Origin of the sequence: Cyclobacterium qasimii M12-11B (assembly GCF_000427295.1) — a bacterium.
Classification (GTDB): domain Bacteria; phylum Bacteroidota; class Bacteroidia; order Cytophagales; family Cyclobacteriaceae; genus Cyclobacterium; species Cyclobacterium qasimii.
Genome location: NZ_ATNM01000064.1, coordinates 142969 through 164455, shown reverse-complemented (window position 1 = coordinate 164455; position 21487 = coordinate 142969). Strand labels below are relative to the sequence as shown.

Sequence of the window (21487 nt, the reverse complement as noted above, 5' to 3'; positions counted from 1 at the left end):
GCCAAAACAATTGAAATTTCATAAATAAACCGGACATAGGAAACCTTTTGTGTTATTATGTCGTTTACGATATAAACGTGCAAGATTAAAAATAAAGACATGAAAAATCAGACCTCATTGATACAAAATATTTTCAGGTTTATACTGGCAGCATTTATGGTTTATGCCGGAATTAGTCACTTGACATTCAACAGAATTGATTTCCAAGCGCAAGTTCCGGATTGGCTGCCTTTCAGCAAGGATTTGGTTGTAGTGCTTTCAGGCTATGTAGAGATTGCACTCGGACTTGGTTTGGCATTTTGGAAAAGACAGCGGGTGAATTTTGGATGGGCATTGGCCGTTTTTTTTCTTTTGGTATTTCCAGGGAATATAGCGCAGTACCTGGATGGTAAAGATGCTTTCGGAGCCTTGGATTCTGATAGGGCACGTTTGATCCGTCTTTTCTTCCAACCAGTGCTTATTGTATGGGCCCTTTGGTCAGCAGGATCATGGGCAGATTATCGCTCAAAAAAAACTAAGAATTGATGGATGCTTCACAACTAGAATTAAAGAATCAAATCTGTTTTCCTTTCTATTCCGTCTCACGGCTAATAACAAAGGCTTACAAGCCTTTTTTAAGCAAGTTGAACCTGACCTACCCACAATACCTGGTGTTGATGGTACTGTGGGAGTCCGATGGAATAAGTGTAAATCAGATCAAAGAGAAATTGTTATTGGACACCAATACGCTTTCTCCACTACTTAAACGGATCGAAGGAATGGGGCTAATTAAACGTCTTCGTTCAACCGCAGATGAAAGAAGTGTAATTGTATCCTTAACAGAGGAAGGAGCAAAATTGAAGATTCAAGCTTTGCCTATCCCTGAAAAAATGCTTGAAAATTTATCCGCTGAAGGCATAGAAATAGATGAAATCGCTGGACTGAGGTCAATGTTAAATACCTGGATGAAAATCCTTTCAAAAAATAATAATCAAAACGAAAGTAAATAGATTTAGTAAAATGGAATTAATTGACAAATTGAATTGGAGATATGCTGCTAAAGCCATGAATGGTAAAAAAATAGCGCAAGAGAAGGTGGACAATATAATAGAAGCAATTTCACTAGCACCCACCTCAAGTGGTTTGCAACCGTTTGAGGTGATCGTAATCACCAATCAGGAAATTAAAGAACAAATTAGGCCGATTGCCTGGAATCAATCAGTAGTTACCGACTGTTCTCATTTGTTGGTTTTTGCAGCTTGGGATACCTATACCGAGGAGCGAATCAATAAAATGTTTGACCTTACCAATAAGGAAAGAGGCTTTACCAATGAAGGCTGGGAAAACTATAGAAAACAACTGCTCGCTACCTATCCAAACAGATCGGCTGAGGAGAATTTTAACCATGCGGCCAAGCAAGCCTATATCGCCTTTTCACAGGCCATTACTGCTGCCGCATTTGAAGGGGTAGACAGCACACCCATGGAAGGTTTTGATGCGGATGCACTTGACAAGATTTTAGGATTGAGGGAAAAAGGACTTAGAAGTTGTGTTGTGCTTCCGCTAGGATACAGAGACAGTGAAAAAGATTGGTTAGTTAACCTCAAAAAAGTTAGAAAAAGCAAAGAGGATTTAGTGACTGTATTGGATTAATGGAGTAGTCACTCGAAGACTACGTTTGTATTTTAATTGTTATTTTGAAAAGAAGCCATACAAAGCAGAATGCTTTGTATGGCTTCCTTTTTTTGTTAAGTGCTCTGATAGTTTTGTTTTGACCAAGGTAGGTTGGTATTTAAATTTAGAATTGTGTTAGCTCTTTTTTCGGAGAGGAATATTTTTACTTTTTAAAGGGGAATGGGTAAATTGAACGAAATTAAGGCACAAGCAAAAATGGCTGGCTGAATCAAACTGTTGTTTCCAACATCAACCCAAATGCACCATGAAATATGAATGGAGGAAATCCGAAAAAGAGCTTTATTTACCCAAAGCCAAGCCGGAAAAGGTAAGTATACCCGCATTTAAGTTTATCAGCATTTCGGGAGAAGGAAATCCCAATAGCAGCGAGTTCTCAGATTGTATTTCGGTTCTCTATTCATTGTCTTATGCCATTAAAATGACCCTCAAAAAGGTCGGTGACCCACCCAAAGGTTATCAAGATTATACCGTTTACCCACTTGAAGGGGATTGGGACATTAATGCCGCTGCAAAGGCCAAATTTGATGGAACCATCAATAAAGATGATTTGGTATTTACCATTATGATTCGTCAACCTAATTTTGTGGAAGATTCCTTTTATGAAGAGATGTTGGCGGTGACAAAAAAGAAAAAGCCACAGCCTTTATTAGAAAATGCCAGGTTTGAAACCATTGAGGAAGGTCCTTGCTTACAGATGTTGCATGTAGGAAGTTATGACAATGAGGCCGAATCCTTCGCTACAATGGAAGCTTATGCAAAAGAAGCGGGTTTGGAAAGGCTTTCAAAAACCCATAGAGAAATATACCTCACCGATTTTAGGAAAGTACCAGTCGAAAAGTTAAAAACGGTGCTGAGATTTAAGGTCAAAAGTGATGCTTAAACTGTTTCAAAAACAATAACCCAATTTATATAATAGCCCATGAGATTGTTTGAATTCGTATGTTTCTTTATGCTTTGGATGAGTCTCTATGGAATCCCTCTCCAGGCACAAACCAGCCCTGATGAAATAAAATTTACCCGGCAAGCTTCCAAAAGGTTGGTTTTTGATGAGGACCAGACCATACCTCTCGCGGGTATTTGGCCAGAAAAAATCACTGGGTTATCTGTCATGCACCCTATTACCCACAATTTCCCGGATAGTTCAAAAGTATCTATAAAGTCCGATCAATTAACCGTTCAATCCCAAGCAAAAACAGAAACAAACATTTGGTTTGGAGGCTTCAATCCAGTAGCGACCTATTCGATTGATTTGGCCTCATGTTTTGGTAAAGGAGCAATTGGGTTTTCATTTTCCGGAACCAATACCAAGGAGCAGTTAACCATTAAGGTGAAGTTCAATGAACAAAAAATCGAGGATGCAAGGCTACACTTTACCGACAAGGATGGCATGAGCACTGAAGAGTCAATCGCTGTTAACCTTTCTGAAAACACCTCCTTAAATGGAACGCTATACCTGCAAATGCTTGGGAGTGGGTTAGTCCTGTATTTGAAAGATCAGGGACTGCCTGAGGTCATAGGACAATCTGATTTCAATGCTTTAATAGATTTGCGTAAAAAAGAATATTTGCATGCTTTTCAATCCCACCTTTATGTAGGACTTGACTCAGGGGAAATTAAAATAGATAGGGTATTGATGGGACTTACCGCAGGAGTGGGCTTGGCCGACATTCGTGCGATCACTTATGAGGATGGTTCCCCTTTTTTGGATCAGGGGCGTTTGTGGTACACCATGTCTATAAGAGGTAGGGCGTTGCCACATCATGTACAGGGTGTTTTCAGTATGAATCCATCTGTGTTCGACATTAAACTAGAAGGAGTTATTCTTTTTGATCGCAAGGATGGACTTTTGAGAAATGAAGTTGCCTCGCACATCTTTTTTGACCGAAAGGATAAAGATTGGAAAGGAATCACCACAGGTTTCAGTGCCTATGCCAATATTGAAAAAGAAAAGAAGCAGTTATTGGCAGTAAGAAGTGATAGAGATCCAAGGTTTGGTTTTTCGGTGATGGAGGCAGTTCCTTTTGGAGTAGTGGGAGATGTGGAGGATCCACATATTCTTTATGACAGTGAGGAAAGCAAATGGAGGATTTTGACCTGTGTCAATGAAGGTGGCTACAAAGCAATTGTTATGGAGTCAGATCATTGGAACAAAGGTTATGTAAAGATTGCCGGACCAGTTGCCCATAATTCTACGGGAACATCGATTCAGAAAATAGGTGATCGCTTGTATTGTTTTTCTGGAAGTTCGGAGAGAGAAATTTTCATTTATACTTATCCTGATTTGAAAGGGGTTGGTACATTGAAAATGGACTTACCGCCTTGGGATGAAGTTTCAGGAACAAGAGTTTGGCCCAATGTGGTCCAATTGCCGGAAGGTTACCCTTTTCGCTATGTGGCCTTGATGATGGATAGGATTAATTATCCAGGCATGGCAGGTCCAAACTGGACTTATGGCGCATTGTACCTTTACCATGGTTATGAATAGCTCTTTATAATCAAATACCGTTAGGTAAAGCGTATGAATTGAGAGTCCTATATGTGATAAATACCTGTTTTGTGCCTCACTTGTGGATTTTAATATATTATTTTAAATATTTTAATGCCTAATAAAAACCCTGTTAAACGTGATTTAGCAGGGTTTTTTTTAATAATTGCTTCATCTCAGCCATTTTTTATAAAAAATTTTACCGCCCCCTAAATCCAAAGGGATCATTTGGTTCGTAACTCTTATCAAATAAGTCATACAAATCAATCATCGATTCGATTGACAATTTATGATGAAAACGAAACCGAATTATTTACCTAAACTTTAAGAAAATGAAAAATGATTTGATTAAACCGCAGGGACTGGTGAAAGACGCCAATCGTAGGAAGTTCCTTCAAAAAGGTTCTTTATCCATTGCCGCGGCTGGATTGTTTATGGTCGGATGTAATGATGATGAGGATTACATGCCTCCTATGATGGAAGATGGTGTGATGTTAGGTTCAGGTGATATTGGTATATTAAATTATGCCTATGCCCTTGAGCAATTAGAAGCAGCTTTTTACGCAACAGTAATACAAGGAGGATATTTCGCCAATGCGAATGCGGAAGAAAAGCAAATCATGGCAGACCTTGAAAAACATGAAAGAGCTCATAAAGAATTTTTTAAAGCAGCTTTAGGAGCTTCGGCAATTGCAGATTTAGAAGTGGACTTCAGCGCAATTGATTTTGACGACAGAATGTCAGTTTTGGGTGCAGCTAAAACTTTTGAAGATTTAGGTGTGGCTGCCTATAATGGCGCAGGAAAGTTTATTCAGGACGCAGGCTATTTATTAATTGCCGGTAAAATTGTTTCAGTGGAAGCAAGACATGCAGCAGCAATCAGGGATTTATTGAATCCAGGTTCCACAGATTTTGCTGGAGACGATTTGATTGATGCCAATGGTCTGGAACGCACACTCAGCTTCTCAGAAGTTCTTTCTGCAGCGAGTACTTATGTGACCACTCCAATTGACTTCAGCCAATTGCCAAGCTAATATTTAACCTAAACTAAAATAGACATGAACTTATTGAAATTATTAGATAAAATGTGTCCGGATACTCAGAATTCGGATCAAAAAGAATTGTTTTTTTCTAGAAGAGAGGCTTTTCACAAATTTGGTGACATGAGCAAAAAAATGGCTATGGCTGCGGTTCCACTAGGAATTTTGTCCGCCTTGCCAAAAGTAGCCAAAGCAGATACTGAAAGCCTGATTGGCGTATTGAATTATGCATTGACTTTGGAACACTTGGAATATAGGTACTATCAAATGGGCTTAGATGCAGGTGTGATCGAGGGAGCAGACATGGCGATTTTTGAGAAAATCAGAGACCATGAGTTGGCTCACGTTAACTTTTTGACTGAAGTAGTAGGGAATGTATTGGGTGGAGATCCAGTGATGGAACCTGCGTTTGACTTTACTGCAGGTGGAAATTTCTCTCCATTTACTGATTATCCTACTTTTCTGGCCTTGTCTCAAGCATTTGAGGATACAGGTGTGAGGGCTTATAAAGGTCAAGCTGGCAATGTTATGGAAAATGATGTGGTTCTTACTGCTGCACTTTCTATACATTCTGTAGAAGCCAGACATGCCTCTATGGTGAGAAGACTTCGTACCAAGAAAGGACATGATAGTATTAAAGGCTGGATTACCGAAGGATCAAATGGTACTTTACCTGCTGCTACCCAGGCCATATATGATGGTGAAGAAAATGTAATGCACGGAGGTGTAGATGTTACTCAATTGACAGGTATTGATTCCGCAGCTGTAACTGAAGGCTGGGATGAGCCTTTAAACAAAGATCAGGTATTGGGAATTGCATCACTTTTCTTAGCGTAGTTTAGGTTATTAGTTGGGTTTGAGTGTTTGGATGTCATCTCTGTTGGGAGATGGCATCTTTTTTTGTTATTACCATGTTAATTTTTCGAACCCGAGTTAAATCAAATATGCCAATCCCAATACGAATGGCTATGGAGTGGCATAGAAAAGTGTTTTATTGTTTTATATTAAAATATGCTGAAATAGTATTCAAATTTGAGGGAAAGATTGCATATTTCGGCTTCAATCCATTAAGGGATAGAAAAATAAATCCTTCGTGATTGATAATGAATCAAAGTCAAAATTTTTAAAACATAAAATATGAATTTTAGCCGAAGAAAAGTATTGCAATTATTACCTGTAGTAACTGGAGGAGTAGCTATGGGCGATTTTGACTTTTTGATGATTGACAATCAAAAAAAGGTACTTGAAGGAGTTCGCTCATTTTTTCAAAAGGTTGCTAACAAGGATGGGACTTTCAGGCCTGGAATAGCAAATGATTACGCTGGAAATTCAGATACAAAGTTTTCTGGCATTGCAGCTCCTACCTATGCAGTGATCATTCATAAAACCTTTGGTTGGGAATTGCCCTATGAGCAAGCAACCATAGATTTTTTCCTTTCTTGTCAAAAAGAGGATGGCGCATTTTATGCTCCTACCGGAGAAGGAGACATGGAATTGCCCCTTGCCAAATTATACAATACCGTACAAAGTGTCGCAGCCTTAAAAATATTGGGAATTGAGCCAAAATATGACCCAACTCCAGTAATAACTTATTTCTTTGAAGGGAACAGGTTTCAAGACCTGCCGCTTTACACCACCAGCTTTTTTGCACTATTTTACAGTGCATGGAAATCGAAAATGCCATCGCATATCGATGAGAAAATGAGAGGGTATTTGATGGATAACCAAACAGCAGACGGGTACATTGGCGATCACGTGGCTTCTACTTTTCACGCAGCCCATTATTATCGATTAATTGGGGAAGAAACGCCTTTGGCTGAAGAAATGGTGAGTCGGGTGCTAAAAGACCAAAAAGAGGATGGTTCCTGGTCGCTCCATCAACCAGACTGGGATGTTCACGCAGTCTATGACGCCCTGTTTGTTCTAAAGCAAGTAGGTGGGATTACGAATCGAAAAAAGGAAATAAAGCAGGCTTATCGAAAAGCGAACAATTGGATACTAAAGTGTCAAAATGAGGATGGAGGTTTTAGCCATTTTCCTGGGGATGAACCTTCTGATGTTGATGCAGTATATTTTCATGTTGCTGCACTTGTAGAAAGTGGTTATTTAAAACCGGTTAAGGGAATTGAAAATGAAGAGATTTATGGATGGGGGCATTTGATGAATCCAGATAAAACTTACAATTGTTTAATTGAATAACTGACAGCTGAATTCTTAAACCCAGATGGCACAATCGGGTTTGTATTGGCCTTTGAAGCCCTTTCTCTTGCTTGATTTAATCTCGTAATGGAAAGGGTTTCTCCTATTTAGGGGAAACTGCTAAGACGCAGCTAGCTTATCCCTACCTATCTTTCTCAGGTTAAATATTCTTTAGAAGTACTGGTAAATCTTATTGCATTGTCGGATGGAAATCTGGTCTTTGCTCTTGTTGTAGGTCATTGATTTTTCTCTTTTTGGGGTGAATTTGGAAGGTCTAAAACAACTGAGTTTGATGGGCTTTTCTTAACGGAAAAATCATTCTGAAAACCTATAAAGATGTCCTATTTTTTATTTCTGAGGGGATTTGAGAAAACCAGTAAATGGGGATATTTTATTTTGATATTTGGAAGTTTAATTTTTTATCCACATTTTTAAGTGTTTTAAACCCTAACATCCAAATTATTATGAAGTACGAACAACTGGGTTCTTATGAATTGTGGGGTTTGATTCAATCCGCCGATCAAGAAGCATACGCATATATTTTCACGTCCTATTCTGATGATATATTTAAATATGGACAGAAATTCACTACAGATTGTGGGCTTATTGAGGATGTTATTCAGGACGTGTTTGTACACCTTTGGGAGATAAAATGCAGCTTGAATATCCACTCTTCCATCAGGTTTTATTTGTTTTCATCTTTCCGTAGAGAACTGCTTAGAAGGCTTAAGGTAAATCAAAAGCATGAAGTGCTGGAAGATTACCATTCAAGCATGGCCTGGCAGGATTCCTTTCAAGAGATATTGATTGAAAACCAGATTACGCACGAATCAAGCAGAAAAATCTCTTCTGCTTTAGATAATTTATCTACCAGACAAAAAGAGGCCATTTACCTCAAGTACATTCAAGACCTATCCTATGATGAGATTTCAGAGTTGATGGGAATAAAAGTGCCTTCTCTATACAACTTGGTTCTAAAAGGACTTAAGTCAATGAAGCAGTTCCTTACTTCATCTGATTTCACAGCTAAAGTCATAGTTTTATTCGGTTTTATCAGTGCAGACGCCTAATTTTTTATCTGCAAATAATAAAATTTAAAATTTTTATTAAAAAAACATCAATTGGATGGTGAGATTTACCAACAATCTTCCTCTTATAGTTATAGATGTTTGATAAATGAAGTCCTACGAAAAAATAGATGATTTTTTAGAAGATGAATCCTTTAAGCAATGGGTGCTTAATAATGATGCCGAACAAGCAATATTTTGGCAAGATTGGTTAAATGCCAATCCTACCCAGGTTGAGTTATTGGGACAAGCAAAGACCATTCTTCTTGAGTTAGATGCTTCAGCTTTGAAATGGAAGGAGAGTAGAAAGAAAAAACTTTCCTGGCGATCAAAGACAAGATTATAGCTGCGGAAGAAAAAAGTTGGATTCAAATCGCTATGTATACACCTCCGGTAATGGAAGACTTGAAAATAGGATAAGGCTATTCTTAGGAGGATCCATACTTGCTTTATTTTCATTGGTTTTGGTTTATGCTTTTATGACAGTGGATTACAATAAACCAATTGCCCAAGAAACTAAATCAGATGAATGGATTATTAAAACCAACCCTAAAGGACAGAAGTCTACCTTAATGCTTTCAGACGGTAGCAATGTAGTCTTGAACGCAGAAAGCGAGTTGCGTTTCAAACGGGAATTTGGACAGAGCCATCGAGAAATATACTTGACAGGGGAAGCTTTTTTTGAAGTGGCTTCCGATAGTCTTTTACCCTTTCGTGTACACAGTGGTGATTTAATTACCACTGCTTTGGGCACTTCTTTCAACATTAATTCCTATAAGGAAAATTGGGTACAGGTGCAATTGGCTACAGGTAAAGTAAGGGTTTCAAATATATCAGAAAAAAACCAGGCAGTGGATCTTGTACCGGGAGAAGAGGTAGTGATAGGAAATGATAGCCAATTGATCAAAAGTAAGTTTGACCTAAATAAAGCTTTCTATTGGAAGGAAGGAGTATTGGGCTTTGAAAAAGTTCCTTTTGAGGAAGTTGTGCAATCGCTGGAACGTTGGTATGCGGTTGATATTCAGGTCAAAAAACCACCTTCCTCAAGTGTTAAGATTTCCGGTGAGTTTAAAAAAACACCTATCTAAAGGATGTTCTTGAGAGTCTGGGCTATGCCTATAATTTTGACTTCTCGATAAGAAATAAAACAGTGTTAATTCAATTTAAAGCAAGTGAATAGCCTATGAAAATAAAGTAAAAAGCCGATGAATAGTAATTCATCGGCCAGTGCCAGAAAGAAGGGAAGTTCTCAGGCTACCTTCTAACTGTAGTTTTAATGCCATCAATCACAATAAAACTTTCAAATTTATGAAAAAATCATTACATGTACTTAGTATGGTGGGGAAATATTACCTATACGGCTTTTTTCTGCAGCTGTTGTGTTTAAACCTGATGTACGCATCTCCAACGAAGGGGCAAAGTTCTCTGAATATCAGTGAAGTGTACTTGAGTTTAGATCTCAAAGATGCGTCCTTGACCGAGTCCTTTAATAGGATTAAAAGTGAAACAGAGTTCTTCTTTATCTATGATCAGGAGTTGGTAGATGGATCACTTCCAGTTAACCTTCAGGTAGAGCACCAAAGCTTAGAAAATGTGTTATTGTCACTAGCTGCCAGTCACACACTTTCTTTTAAGCAAGTGGACAATAGGATTAGCGTTAAAGTGGCCAAAAGAAACATCGAAGAAAAAAAGGTCGAGGTGGAGGTCACTATTCGAGGCGTAGTCTCAGATTCCAATGGTGAGCCTATACCGGGAGCAACCGTTTCTGTGCAGGGAACGTCTATAGGGACTGCTACAGATATTGATGGTAAATATTCACTGTTGGTGCCAGACGGTGCTACTTTGGTGTTTTCATTTATAGGCTTTGAAACACAACAGATTGCAATTGGCGATAGAAGCGTCCTTGACGTAAGTTTAAGTGAAGAGGTGTCCTCATTGGATGAATTTGTGGTTGTTGGGTATGGTACTCAGAAAAAGGTTAACTTGACTGGATCGGTGGATGTAATCTCCAGTGATATGCTAGAAGACCGACATGCTGCAAATGTTTCCCAGTTATTGGTTGGAACTACACCTGGATTGAATTTTGGTTTTGATGCCAATGGATATCAGCCAGGCGCAAAAGCTTCGATAGATATTCGTGGAATTGGATCTCTGAATGGAGGAGCACCATATATCCTAATCGATGGGTTTCCTGGAGACATGAACTCCCTTAATCCTGAAGACATAGAATCAATATCCGTATTGAAAGATGCTGCAGCTTCCGCAATTTATGGTGCAAGAGCACCCTATGGTGTGGTGCTTATTACAACCAAATCTGGTAAGAAAAATTCAAAAATAAGGGTTAACTATTCAGGTAGCATGAGTTTGGTTACCCCTGCTAAATTGCCAGGAACCCTGGATTCTTACACTTATTCTCGTGTACTCAATGAAGCAGCATTAAACAAAGGTTCTTCCTTGAAGTTTAGCGAAGAAACCATTGATAGGGTTATTGCCTACCAAGATGGTGACTATGATTTTATAAGTTCGCAATTTCCTGATGGTTTCCCTGCTGGTGATGTGACCAACTGGGCTGCTTTCCCTGCCGCTGGTGGCGGATGGGCCGGTGGAAATGGTGATGGTCATGCCAACAATGATTTTTGGGACTTAGCTACTGGTCCTAACATGGGACAATCTCATAATTTCTCAGTACAGGGCGGATCCGATAAAACTTCCTATTATCTATCAGCAGGGTTTACAAACCAAGTGAGTTCCTTTACATGGGCTGATGATTATAACAAGCGTTATAATCTGACAGCCAAAGTTAAGACTGCTTTGACTGATTGGTGGGACTTGAGGTTTGAAACGAGGTTGATGAAAAACGATCGCCATTTTCCTACTGGCGCTAGACCTGAATCGTCTGATTCCTATAATGCGCTTCTACACATTATTTATAACACAGCTCCAAAACAATCAGTATATGACAGTTTTGGGAACTCGGGACAGAGCGGTGTGAAAAGCTTTTTTGAAGCTGGAGCAAGTAATGATGAGACTACAGAGAACTGGCAAATCATTGGGACGGAATTGAGGCCTTTAAAAGGATTAAAAATCAATGCTGATTTCGCTTATCAATCCACTGATTTCTACGGTCTTCATGATGGTAGAGAATTCGGTGAGCAAAATTGGTTGACAGGAGAACAAACCAGTTCATGGGTAGCAAGTCAAGTGAATGAATACCATTCCAGTGATTATTATTGGAGTTCAAATATTTACTCTTCTTATGAGTGGAGTTTTAATGATGCGCATAATTTCATGGTCATGGCCGGAGGGCAATATGAATCAGGGACATACCGATCATTGAGTGGTCAGGCCAGAAATTTAATTGTACCTGATATTATTTCTTTAAATACAGCGACAGGAGATCCATCGATCAATGAAGGATTAAGTCAGTGGGCTACTGAAGGTTATTTTGGACGATTAACGTATAATTATAAGGAAAAATACCTTTTAGAATCCAATGTGAGATACGATGGCACTTCTCGATTCCTGGAAGGTAAAAGATGGGGTTTCTTCCCATCATTCTCTGCTGGTTGGGTTGTAAGTAATGAAGATTTCTGGACGCAATCATCAGGTTTTATAAACACTTTAAAAATTAGAGGTTCTTGGGGACAACTAGGAAATCAAAATGTTGCTGCTTACCAGGATTTGGCATTGATTCAATTGTCTAAAAACCTACTTAACTGGCTTCCTGGATACAATCAAACTGGACAGGTTGGATACACTTTGACCCCTTCATTAGTAAGTCCTTCATTGACTTGGGAGAAAGCGGCCACTACCAATATTGGTTTAGACATGGAGTTTCTTTCCAATAAACTTGGGGTTAATTTTGATTGGTTTGAGAGGAATACGACTGATATGATTGGGCCATCAGAGACTTTGCCAGGTGTTCTTGGTGCTTCTGTTCCACGTTCTAACAATTCTGCCTTAAGAACAAGAGGATGGGAATTGTCTGTAAAATGGAAAGAAGTTGTTAATTCTGACTTGAGTTATTTTGTAGGCTTTAACCTGTATGATGCCAAAGCGGTTGTGACGAAATACAACAATCCCACTGGCTATTTAGGGTCTTGGCTTGTTGGTCAGGAAGTGGGTGATATCTGGGGATGGTCTTCCAATGGATTGTTTCAGTCTCAACAAGAGATTGATAACCATGCTGACCAATCCTTTATTTACAACTTATGGAATCCAGGAGATGTGAAATATGATGATCTCAATGGTGACGGTGTTATAAACAATGGTCAGAATACGATCGACGATCATGGTGATTTAATGCTTTTAGGAAACACCAGCGCACATTATCAATTTGGGGTTAATTTTGGTGCCAATTACAAAGGCTTTGACTTCTCCATGTTGTGGAAAGGTACTGCCAAACGTGATAAAGGCATGAATTATAATGATTATGCTTATTATGGATTTAGACGTGCCAACTGGTCTCAACCTAAATGGGATCACCTGGATTACTACCGTGACACCCCAGGTACTAAGTATGTAGGTTTATATGAAGGTGATGCGAATTTAAATACAGATGCATTTTACCCTCGTCCTTATGAGGACAATGCTTCTAACGTTAAAAACCAAACGTATAACTCTCGTTATTTAGGTAATTTCGCTTATTTAAGATTGCAAGATGTTCAGTTAGGGTACAGTATTAATGATACTGTGATCAGTAGATTTGGATTGAGTAAAGTAAGAATTTACCTCTCAGGGTCTAATCTTATTACGTTAAGCCATTTGCCAATAGGGATGGATCCAACCTTGCCTTCTGGAGGATATTCCAGCAGTACAGGAAAGGACTACAGAGCGGATAGAATTTATTCTATGGGCTTAAACGTTACCTTTTAATCTCATCTTTACAAAACTTATTTAAAATGAAAAATACATTAAAAATAATCTTTATTTTGACATTTTTTTCAGGTTGGTCTTGTACAGATTTTCTAGACAAGCCCCCTCTGGATCAAATTGGAATTGATGAATACTGGAAATCTACAGTAGATCTTAAAAATTATACCGCCAAGTTTTACGAGAGTTTGCCTTATCACGAAAACAGTATGTCAACTGTGGGACGTGAAGATGCCGCAAATAATGTAACTTATAGAACAGCAAATTCTATATTGAATGGAGAAACAACCTTGTCTACTGGTACTTGGCAGAGTGGTTTCGCACCTGTAAGAAGTATAAATATCTTTTTAGACAATTACAGTAAATGTGAAGATGCCTATAGCTCGTGGAAACAATACCTTGGTGAAGCACAGTTTTTTAAGGCCTGGATTTACTTTGATTTGGTTCAAACTTATGGTGATGTGCCATGGTATACCCATGCTTTGACTCCTGATGATGAAGCTGAATTGATAAAACCACGTGATTCTCGAACAGTAGTAGTGGATTCAATCTTGAATTTGCTAGATATGGCGGTAATTAATCTTGAAGCTAAAAACGAAGCACCTTGGGGAAACAATTCGATTAATAAAGAAGTTGCTCTTGCTTTCAAAACCCGAGTAGCTTTGTTTGAAGGGACTTGGCAGAAGTACCACAGCGGTGATGAATTTGGTACAACTGGAGCTGATCCAGATAAATATTTTCAGGCATCCGTTGACGCAGGAAATGAATTGATAAATGGAGATTATAGTGTAGGGATTTATTCTACTGGTAACCCTGACGAAGACTATTATGATTTATTTGGAACCGGAGACATGGGAGCCATCGATGAGGTTTTATTGTATCGTGCATACAATGTGGGTGAATTTATTGGCCATAATCAAAACTATTATGGCACCACTACTCCTTCTGAACTTGGTGCAACCTGGTCTTATGTAACTTCTCATTTAGGAAAAGACGGAAAACCAATGGATTATATAGCCATCTCTCAAAGTGTAAAAGGGAATGATTTCCTTGAAATGCTGGCCAGTGATGTGGATTTGAGGTTAAGACAAAGCATTTGGATCCCTGGAGATGTTCAACATTATCCTTCTGATGTTGTTTTTGAATTCCCTCCATTGTTTGCAGGTAGTCGTGAAAATAACCCTACTGGATTTCAAATCAAAAAATACACCAACCCTTATCAAGAGTTAGGTTATGCCAATGCAAATGATGCTGGCCGGATTGTCTTCAGGTACGGAGAAGCATTGTTAAACTACGCAGAGGCCTTGGTAGAGTTGAATGGAACGGTTGCTTATGATGAGTTGAATTTACTACGTGCAAGAGTAGGCATGCCTCAATTTGAGGTCTTGTCTCAAGATGCCGATCCTAATAAAGTGGATTATGGGTATCCAATATCAGATGCCCTTTACGAGATTAGGAGAGAAAGAAGGGTTGAATTGGCATTTGAAGTTTTAAGGGAGCAGGATTGGAAGCGCTGGGCAGCACATGAGCTGTTTTTAAATATGCGTCCTAAAGGATATCCTTTCAATAGCGCAGAATTCCCAACTGAAGATCCAGTATTGGATGAAAATGGGCTTGTTGATCCATTGCAAATTGAATTGCCAAATGGATACAATTTCAACCCTGGGAGAAATTACCTTGAAAGTGTTCCTCAAACAGAGTTAACATTAAATCCTAACTTGGATCAAAACCCAGGTTGGTAATATTGGTCTCTTCACGGGAAAATAAACTCAATTGTATTGATACAGTTAAATCGACATATGAAACAAATGAAAAATAAAGAGAATCCGGGCCTATTGGCCCGGATTACTCGTTTGAAACCCATTCCTTTTTATATCTCATTGTATTGCATGGTCTTGTTTTTCTTAGGCAGTTGCGTGCAAAAAGAGGTTAAAGTTTTTTGTATTGGTGACTCTACTATGAGTGAGTACAATCTGGAGGAAATGGATGAAAAATATGGGGGAACAGATTTTCCAAGGAGGGGTTGGGCCATGGCTCTTTCAGCCTACTTGAACGATAAAGCGGAAGTTAGAAACATGGCTGTAAGTGGAAGGAGTTCTAAAAACTTCATTGCTCAGGGACATTGGGATAAAGTTTTAAATGAGATTAAAGAAGGTGATTTTTTGATCATTCAATTTGGTCATAATGATGAAAAATCGGATGATCCAAACCGCTTTACAGAACCCTTTGGTGAGTATAAAGAGAACTTAATCAGGTTTGTAAAAGAGTCAGAAGCACTTGGTGCACTTCCTATAATGGCTACTCCGATAGCACGAAGGAGTTTTAATGAAGAAGGCCTGCCAATCGATACCCATGGTGACTATGTAACGGCTACCCGGGAGGCGGCTAAAGAAGCAGGAGTCCCTATGATCGATTTGAATAAGATGACAATGGATTACCTTAGTGAACTAGGAGCAGAAGATGCTAAAAAATTGTTTCTACACGTCAAACCGGGTGTTTTTGAGAATTTGCCAGAAGGATTGGAAGACGACACACACTTGAGTAAACAAGGGGCCTGTGCGGTTTCTGAAATGTTTATTGAAGGAATAGAAAAATCTGATTCTCCTTTGAAGAAGTACCAGTTAGCGAACAAACCTGAATGCTATACAATAATTAAATAATAAATAAAATGATAAGAATTCAAAGATTGATAGGCTTAATTCTGACCATTAGCACCGTCCTTTTTTCTAAGGATATAATCGCTCAGAATAGTGTGTTTCAAGCAGGTGCTTCGATAAGTGACATCACACCATTTTTGGGACCTCCTGTAGTAGGGGGTTATAACTCTCCTCCAGCTTCTTATATTCATGATCCTTTGAATGTCCGTACCTTGGTATTGGATGATGGAAAGCAAGATCTAATTTTTGTCATTGTAGACAATGTTAGTATAAAAAATGAAGTGTTTGATGCTGCAAAACAAATTGTTTACAACGATTTGAAAATTCCAGCAAAAAACATAATGATGGCTGCCACCCATACCCATTCAGGCATTAGCTTGGGAGGACAAGGATTGAAGAGCAAAGATTTGGGCTTGGATGTGGCCTTGGATGAATACCAAACCTTCGTAGTAAGACGGATTGTAGATGGCGTAAAGATGGCCTTACAAAATAAAGTGCCTGCAAAAATAGCTTTTGGTAGTGTGGATGTTCCAGAGCATTTATTCAATAGAAGGTGGATAATGAAAGACTCAGTAATGAGTCCATTGGGACAAAAAGAGATTGCAAAGATGAACCCAGGTCATAGCAATGCCTTGCTTCGCCCTGCTGGTCCTGTGGATCCTGAAGTGTCATTCATTGCTGTAGAATCCTTAGAAGGCACTCCTATAGGTTTATTGGCTAACTATTCACTACATTATGTTGGTGGCGTTCCCAAAGGACATGTCTCAGCAGATTACTTTGCAGCTTTCGGAAATCGCATGGGAGAATTGTTGGAGACAGGATCCAGTGTACCTGCTTTTGTGGGTATCATGACCAATGGAACTTCCGGTGATGTGAACAATAACGACTACTCCAAACCCAGAGCAAAAGAAGCTTTGCCTCCATACGCGAAGATTCATTATGTTGCCAACGATATTGCCGGTAAAGTATACAAAGAATACCAGGGACTAGATTTTGAAACTGAGGTAAAACTAGGATCTGCACTTTCTGAAATGACCCTAACTGTCCGAAGAGCCACTCCAGAAATACTTACAAATGTTGCCATGGTCCGAGACCATGACGGTTCAGACCCATTGTTTCACAGTCTTGAAAAAACCTATTCCCGTCGTGTTTTTAACATGGAAGCAGAGTATCCCGATTCCGTCAATATAGTGTTACAATCTTTTGCAATCAATGATATAGGAATTGCTTCCTTGCCTTTTGAAGCATTTACACAGATTGGATTAGACATCAAAGCAAAAAGCCCATTTAAAAATACATTTACCATTGAATTGGCAAATGGTTCATTTGGCTATTTGCCAACACCCGCTCAGCATAAATTGGGTGGTTATGAATCATGGTTGACCACGAACAGGGTGCAGAAAGATGCTTCAGATAAAATTACTGAACAACTCATCAAGCATTTTCAAGAATTAAAATAAGCCTTGTTTTTGGTTTTGACTTCTTAACTTTCAATCTATGAATCTATTAAAGATTTCTGTAATTGTAATTTCATTTCTACTGATACAACCAAGAAATGGTTGTACACAAACGCATGGGGATGTATTCAACTCCGGGGTGGAAATGATCGACGATTATCATTATAGTAAGGTATTTTCAAACAACAGGAATTTCCGGATTTTTCTACCACCAAATTATCGGGAAGATTCAGGGAAAAGGTACCCAGTGATTTACTTCTTCCACGGATGGGCGCAGCGGTATTTTGGATCGATGGGTAGTGGTTATTCGGATTATGATTTTGGAGCGGACAACGATGGAGACAATATTGAAAAATTTGTTTCAGAAAATGATGTTATCGTAGTAAAGGTAGATGGTTTGAATCAATTTAAAGTTGAACCAATCAACCTGAGTCCATACAATGTTAGTCTGGTTTCTACCTTCCGACAATTTCCTGAATATTTCAAGGAGTTTGTGGGATACATTGACAATCATTATCGTACCATTCCTGACCGAACCCAAAGAGGCGTTTCTGGTCTTTCTATGGGAGGGTTTATGACTTTCTGGCTAGCTGCTAAATTACCAGATTGGGTAAGTGCAGCTGGTAATTTTTGTGGATCGAGTGAATTTTCAGCAGGACCATTAGATTTTCCTGTACGCTATGCACATGCTGACATGTATGATAATTTCAAAGCTACCAGTATGCGGATGCACAATGGGACCAGCGATCGGTTGCGGTTTTATCATGAAGACATGAACCGTTATTTGATGAATGCCATTCCTCACTATCAATTCAAACAATATGAAGCATCCCACATCACCTGTGGGATGGGAGACATGTTTGTATTTATGAAAGAAGCCTTTGAAACGCCATTGCCCTTGCCGAAAAAATGGGATTATATTGACATCTATCCTTATTTTGAAGTATGGGATTACAAGGTGGAAACAACAAGAAACCTTTCTGGTTACACAATCCTTGAGAATGTAAACAAGGATGGTTTCAACCTTGCTATTCGTAATTTCCTACCAGATGGTGAATTGATGCCTAATGTGAAAGTGCAGGTCATAACAGCGCCAATTTATAAAGCAAACACAGCTTATAACATTACGGATACCGACATTCGAACAATGGAAAGTCGCCAATATGTTGCCAATAGCGATGCTTCTGGGAGTTTGAAACTACAGTTAACTGGTAGTTCTCATCAGGTTGGGATAGAAAATTTGCATAACGCTCCCAATATTTCGATGACTGGTCTGACAATTGAAAACATGGACTGGGCTGAAAGTGGTGAGGAAGTGGCATTTTCTATAGAAGTCTTGAACAAAGGGTTTGGCAAATCTGGAAAAATCACTGCTGAAGTCAGTGCTATAAGTGAAGGATTGGACGTGATAACTGGTCAAGGTCAGATTGACGGCTTGGAGGCTTTGGAAGAAAAAAAGGTAAATGGGGTTTTCAAAGTGAAGAACAATCGTAAAGGCTATGATATTGCAAAGTTCCAAGTGGATTTTACAGATGGTAGCGATGGTTCCTGGCAAGAAGAGTTTGAGATTTTGTTTAAAGATCCGGTAGTGGAAATCACCAATTTTGTAATTGCGGATGGTAAAGAGTTCACCATTGTGAAAGAAGCTGTGGATTCAGAAACAATGGTAATAGGAGCCGGAAATGGAGATGGCATCGCAAATCCTGGAGAGACCATTGTGATTTTAGTTGAAGAAGAGGGTAAATATATACGGACCCATACCTATACTACCAACAAATACATCAATCCGGGAAATGTGAGTATTCGAATTGCCGACCCTTGGCAAGAATATGACCACATCGGAGGAACAGTTAAATACACAATGCCTGTTCTGGATGCGGAAATTCCTGAAGGAGAAGAAATACCTTTCTATTTTGAGTATTGGACACCCGGACCTATTAGCGGACAACATATTATTCATAAAGGTAAAGTGAATGTACAAGTGAAAGGTGAAGACAAAACACTTCCACAGGTTGAGTGGGTGCAGGTACTCAATGATGATCGCATAGAAGCACGTGTATATGATGGCGCTTCAGTTGGAGAAGTTCACCTTACACTGTCTCCCAATGTGGAAAAATCGACCTTGAAACATGTAAATTGGGAGGATACGCCCCCCTCATTTTCCATTGAACTGACGGATGATGGCCAGGGAGGTGATACCGTAAAAGGAGATGGTGTTTACAGTGCAAGAATAACCGGACGTCCTTCTTACTTTTACGATTTGTCTTTTGAATTGAATGATTCGATAGGGAATAAAGGAAAACACTTGGCTGAAGAACCTGTTTTCTTGAAAAATACCCGAAGTAGGTAGTTTAAAATTGCACAGAAATATAGATGACAATCAGAAAAGGACCGCTTGGAAAGCGGTCCTTTTTCTTTTCAATTGTGGAACAAATGGGTTCCAACACCAATTTTCTGAAGTGCTTAATTATTAGGCGAAATATCGTTATAGTGTACATTGGGAGATTTAAATTGATAAAGTGATCAACTTTTGGACTGTTTTCTTCTAAGTCTAGCGTATTATTAAGTATAATCGCATATGAAAAAAAGTATTGTATTGCTGCTTGTGTGTTTGATCAACACTGTTTTGCTGGCTCAAAGCAAAAAACCAAATATCCTGATTATCATTACTGATCAGCAAAATGCCAAAATGATGAGCAGTGCGGGCAATGAGTGGTTGGAAACGCCAAATATGGATAAACTGGCGATGAAAGGCATGCGGTTTGAAAAAGCATATGTAACCAACCCGGTTTGTTCTCCTTCCAGGTTTAGTATTTTCACCGGGCAATATCCGACTGCAATTGACATGCGGCACAATGGGAGTAAGCTAGATATTCCCACCCTTCAGGAGATAATTCCCAATGCAATGGGCCATACCTTTACTAATGCTGGTTATGAAACTTTTTATGGCGGAAAATCCCACCTGCCAGGGGCAAAAAATGATGTTTCTATTTATGGCTTTGAGACTTTTATTTCTAAGGACGAAAGAGACGATCTGGCGAAAGAAAGTGCAGCATTATTGTTGGATAGGAATTCAGATAAGCCTTTTTTGGTGGCTTTGAACTTTATTAATCCTCATGACATCTGCTATGAAGCCATCAGGCATTTCCCTCCAAATAACAGACCTCCTGCGGATGTTCCGGTGCCTTTATTGGAAGCCATTGCTATTCCGGATTCCATTAGCGAAAATGATTTTATGGCAAAATATGTTCCTCCTTTGCCTGCTAATTTTGAACCAACGGTACCCGAACCAAGTGCCATTTACGATCTGAAAGAACTGCATTCTTTTACAATTGATGCTCGGGAGAACTGGACGGAAAGAGATTGGCGCATGCACAGGTATGCTTACCACAGGTTGACCGAAAAGGTAGATGTTCAGATAGGGACGGTATTGGATGCTTTGGAATCCTCACCTTTTGCCGACAATACCATCGTGGTTTTTACTTCAGATCATGGTGAAATGAGTGCTTCCCATAGGTTGGAGCACAAAACAGTCTTTTATGAAGAATCATCAAATATCCCTTTGGTTGTTTGGTACAAAGACATGGCCAATGGTCATTCAGTGGATACGGAAAACATTGTTTCCAATGGATTGGACCTGTTCCCTACACTTTGTGAATTGGCGGGTATTTCCAGTCCTGAAAATATGCAGGGTGTTTCGTTTGCTACCTTATTGAATGGTCAAGAAAAGAAGTACAGTCCAAGGGAATACTTGTTTATGGAAAATGAATTGGGTTTTATGATAAGGGGCGATAACCTTAAATACACGCTCTATGACAATGGGGATGAAATGTTGATTGATCTTGGAGAGGATCCAGGTGAGATGATTAACCTCGTTGAAGTTCCCTCATACTTTGACAAAAAAGAGAAACTTAAAAAGTTACTTGAAGCGCATATTGAACAGGCAAATCATTAGCTGTTCTGATTGTTAGTTGTTCAATCCAGCATCTGATAGATTTGAGCAATTTGTTTTGGGTAATTTTCAATTCCTGCTTCC

17 protein-coding genes are annotated in these 21487 nt (G+C 39.1%); all 17 read left to right on the top strand.

The window, feature by feature from the left end:
• The first annotated feature begins 99 nt into the window (after positions 1-99).
• The 17 genes from ADICYQ_RS06015 (at position 100) to ADICYQ_RS05935 (ending at position 21406) form a co-directional block, all read left to right on the top strand.
• Positions 100-525, top strand: a complete 426-nt coding sequence (locus ADICYQ_RS06015) for a DoxX family protein (RefSeq protein WP_020889151.1) — start codon at positions 100-102, stop codon at positions 523-525.
• A complete protein-coding gene (locus ADICYQ_RS06010) occupies positions 525-989 on the top strand; it encodes a MarR family winged helix-turn-helix transcriptional regulator (protein ID WP_040414741.1) in 465 nt (154 codons plus the stop codon). Before ADICYQ_RS06015 ends, ADICYQ_RS06010 begins: the two co-directional genes overlap by 1 nt.
• Positions 990-999: 10 nt before the next feature.
• Positions 1000-1632, top strand: coding sequence for an NAD(P)H-dependent oxidoreductase (locus ADICYQ_RS06005; protein WP_020889149.1), 633 nt, complete (start codon positions 1000-1002; stop codon positions 1630-1632).
• 286 nt (positions 1633-1918) lie between these two features.
• Positions 1919-2554, top strand: a complete 636-nt coding sequence (locus tag ADICYQ_RS06000) for a GyrI-like domain-containing protein (protein ID WP_020889148.1) — start codon at positions 1919-1921, stop codon at positions 2552-2554.
• Between the two features lie 39 nt (positions 2555-2593).
• Positions 2594-4159: a hypothetical protein gene (locus tag ADICYQ_RS05995; protein ID WP_040414739.1), complete on the top strand. Its 1566-nt coding sequence runs from the start codon at positions 2594-2596 to the stop codon at positions 4157-4159.
• Positions 4160-4491: 332 nt separating this feature from the next.
• On the top strand, positions 4492-5193 hold the full coding sequence (locus ADICYQ_RS05990) for a ferritin-like domain-containing protein (protein WP_020889146.1): 702 nt from the start codon (positions 4492-4494) through the stop codon (positions 5191-5193).
• Between the two features lie 24 nt (positions 5194-5217).
• Entirely contained in the window at positions 5218-6036 is an 819-nt protein-coding gene (locus ADICYQ_RS05985; RefSeq protein ID WP_040414738.1) for a ferritin-like domain-containing protein, read from the top strand.
• Between the two features lie 300 nt (positions 6037-6336).
• A complete protein-coding gene (locus ADICYQ_RS05980; RefSeq protein ID WP_020889144.1) occupies positions 6337-7398 on the top strand; it encodes a prenyltransferase/squalene oxidase repeat-containing protein in 1062 nt (353 codons plus the stop codon).
• A gap of 464 nt (positions 7399-7862) precedes the next feature.
• A complete protein-coding gene (locus ADICYQ_RS05975; RefSeq protein WP_081652306.1) occupies positions 7863-8468 on the top strand; it encodes an RNA polymerase sigma factor in 606 nt (201 codons plus the stop codon).
• 106 nt (positions 8469-8574) lie between these two features.
• Positions 8575-8811 (top strand): hypothetical protein, encoded by a 237-nt coding sequence (locus ADICYQ_RS05970; protein ID WP_020889142.1) that lies wholly within the window; start codon positions 8575-8577, stop codon positions 8809-8811.
• Positions 8812-8827: 16 nt separating this feature from the next.
• On the top strand, positions 8828-9553 hold the full coding sequence (locus ADICYQ_RS25815; protein ID WP_020889141.1) for a FecR family protein: 726 nt from the start codon (positions 8828-8830) through the stop codon (positions 9551-9553).
• Positions 9554-9773: 220 nt separating this feature from the next.
• Entirely contained in the window at positions 9774-13340 is a 3567-nt protein-coding gene (locus ADICYQ_RS05960) for a TonB-dependent receptor (RefSeq protein ID WP_081652303.1), read from the top strand.
• A gap of 26 nt (positions 13341-13366) precedes the next feature.
• Positions 13367-15079: a RagB/SusD family nutrient uptake outer membrane protein gene (locus ADICYQ_RS05955; protein ID WP_051160131.1), complete on the top strand. Its 1713-nt coding sequence runs from the start codon at positions 13367-13369 to the stop codon at positions 15077-15079.
• A gap of 66 nt (positions 15080-15145) precedes the next feature.
• A complete protein-coding gene (locus tag ADICYQ_RS05950) occupies positions 15146-15997 on the top strand; it encodes a rhamnogalacturonan acetylesterase (RefSeq protein WP_161625580.1) in 852 nt (283 codons plus the stop codon).
• 8 nt (positions 15998-16005) lie between these two features.
• Entirely contained in the window at positions 16006-17454 is a 1449-nt protein-coding gene (locus ADICYQ_RS05945) for a neutral/alkaline non-lysosomal ceramidase N-terminal domain-containing protein (protein WP_020889137.1), read from the top strand.
• A 37-nt stretch (positions 17455-17491) separates the two neighbouring features.
• Positions 17492-19801 (top strand): alpha/beta hydrolase, encoded by a 2310-nt coding sequence (locus ADICYQ_RS05940; RefSeq protein ID WP_040414734.1) that lies wholly within the window; start codon positions 17492-17494, stop codon positions 19799-19801.
• A 228-nt stretch (positions 19802-20029) separates the two neighbouring features.
• A complete protein-coding gene (locus ADICYQ_RS05935; protein ID WP_051160130.1) occupies positions 20030-21406 on the top strand; it encodes a sulfatase family protein in 1377 nt (458 codons plus the stop codon).
• Positions 21407-21487: the final 81 nt, after the last annotated feature.